Origin of the sequence: Burkholderia sp. Ap-955 (genome assembly GCF_011753045.1) — a bacterium.
Taxonomy (GTDB): Bacteria; Pseudomonadota; Gammaproteobacteria; order Burkholderiales; family Burkholderiaceae; genus Burkholderia; species Burkholderia lata_D.
Genome location: NZ_VWWH01000212.1, coordinates 1 through 1315, shown reverse-complemented (window position 1 = coordinate 1315; position 1315 = coordinate 1). Strand labels below are relative to the sequence as shown.

The window sequence follows — 1315 nt, the reverse complement described above, 5'->3', positions numbered from 1 at the left end:
CGGTTCACGCCGGCCGCGAAAGCCTCGGCCGGCGCGCCGGTGCCGGGCGGCCAGCCGCCGGGCGCCGCGCCGGCGATCCAGCCGCAGTTCCAGTTCCATCGTCCGCCGCAGCCGAACGTGTCGAACGAGGCGCCGCCGCCGGTCGGCCCGCAAGGCTCGGACAACCTGCAGAACCAGCCGCTCACCGCACCGGCGCAGTAAGCAGCCGGCGTGCGGAAACAGGGCGGCATGCGCCGCCCGCTTTTATACCTGTCGTGTAGAAAGCCATGAAGATTGCGATTGCCGGGGCATCGGGCCGAATGGGCCGGATGCTGATCGAAGCCGTTCTCAACGATGCCGACGCGCAGCTCGTCGGTGCGCTCGACCGCGCCGATTCGCCGTTCCTCGGCCAGGACGCCGGTGCGTTCCTCGGCAAGGAAACCGGGGTCAAGCTGACCGCCGACCTCGACGCCGTGTTCGCGCAGGCCGACACCCTGATCGATTTCACGCGTCCGGAAGGCACGATGGCCCATATCGAGGCCGCGCTGCGCCACGACGTGAAGCTCGTGATCGGCACCACCGGCTTCACCGCCGAGCAGAAGGCCGAGCTGCAGGCCGCGGCGAGCAAGATCGGCATCGTGTTCGCGGCGAACATGAGCGTCGGCGTGAACGTCACGCTGAAGCTGCTCGAATTCGCGGCGAAGCATTTCTCGCACGGCTACGACATCGAGATCATCGAGGCGCATCATCGCCACAAGGTCGACGCGCCGTCGGGCACCGCGCTGATGATGGGTGAAGCCGTCGCCGGTGCGCTCGGGCGCTCGCTCGACGATTGCGCGGTGTACGGCCGCCACGGCGTGACGGGCGAGCGCGATCCGTCGTCGATCGGCTTTGCCGCGGTGCGCGGCGGCGACATCGTCGGCGATCACACCGTGCTGTTCGCCGGGATCGGCGAGCGCATCGAGATCACGCACAAGTCGTCGAGCCGCGTATCGTATGCGCAGGGCGCGCTGCGCGCGGTCCACTTCCTGTCGGCGCGCGGCGCCGGCCTGTTCGACATGCAGGACGTGCTCGGCCTGCGCTGACACCACGGGGAAACTCCGATGGCGATACCCACCGGCGTTGTCCACTACCTCGAAAGCGGCGATGCGATCACGCATGCCGTCGCCTATGTGCTGCTGGCGATGTCCGTCGCCAGCTGGTGCTTCCTCCTCATGAAAGCCTGGCTCCTGGTCCGCGCGAAGCGGCAGGGGCCGCGCGCGCTCGCCGCGTTATGGCGCGCGCCGTCGCTAGACGCGGGCATCGCCGCGGACGCCGGCGCCGATCGCGGGCGCGT

General features: G+C 69.5%; 1 protein-coding gene and 2 pseudogenes. All 3 read left to right on the top strand.

Translation table 11 applies throughout. The features are described 5' to 3' along the window. A pseudogene (locus tag F3J15_RS37370) lies at positions 1-201 on the top strand (outer membrane protein assembly factor BamE); the annotation flags it as partial. Between the two features lie 65 nt (positions 202-266). Next, complete coding sequence (gene dapB, locus F3J15_RS37365) at positions 267-1064, top strand: 4-hydroxy-tetrahydrodipicolinate reductase (RefSeq protein ID WP_069247120.1); 798 nt, start codon at positions 267-269, stop codon at positions 1062-1064. Positions 1065-1082: 18 nt separating this feature from the next. Further along, a pseudogene (locus F3J15_RS37360) lies at positions 1083-1315 on the top strand (MotA/TolQ/ExbB proton channel family protein); the annotation flags it as partial.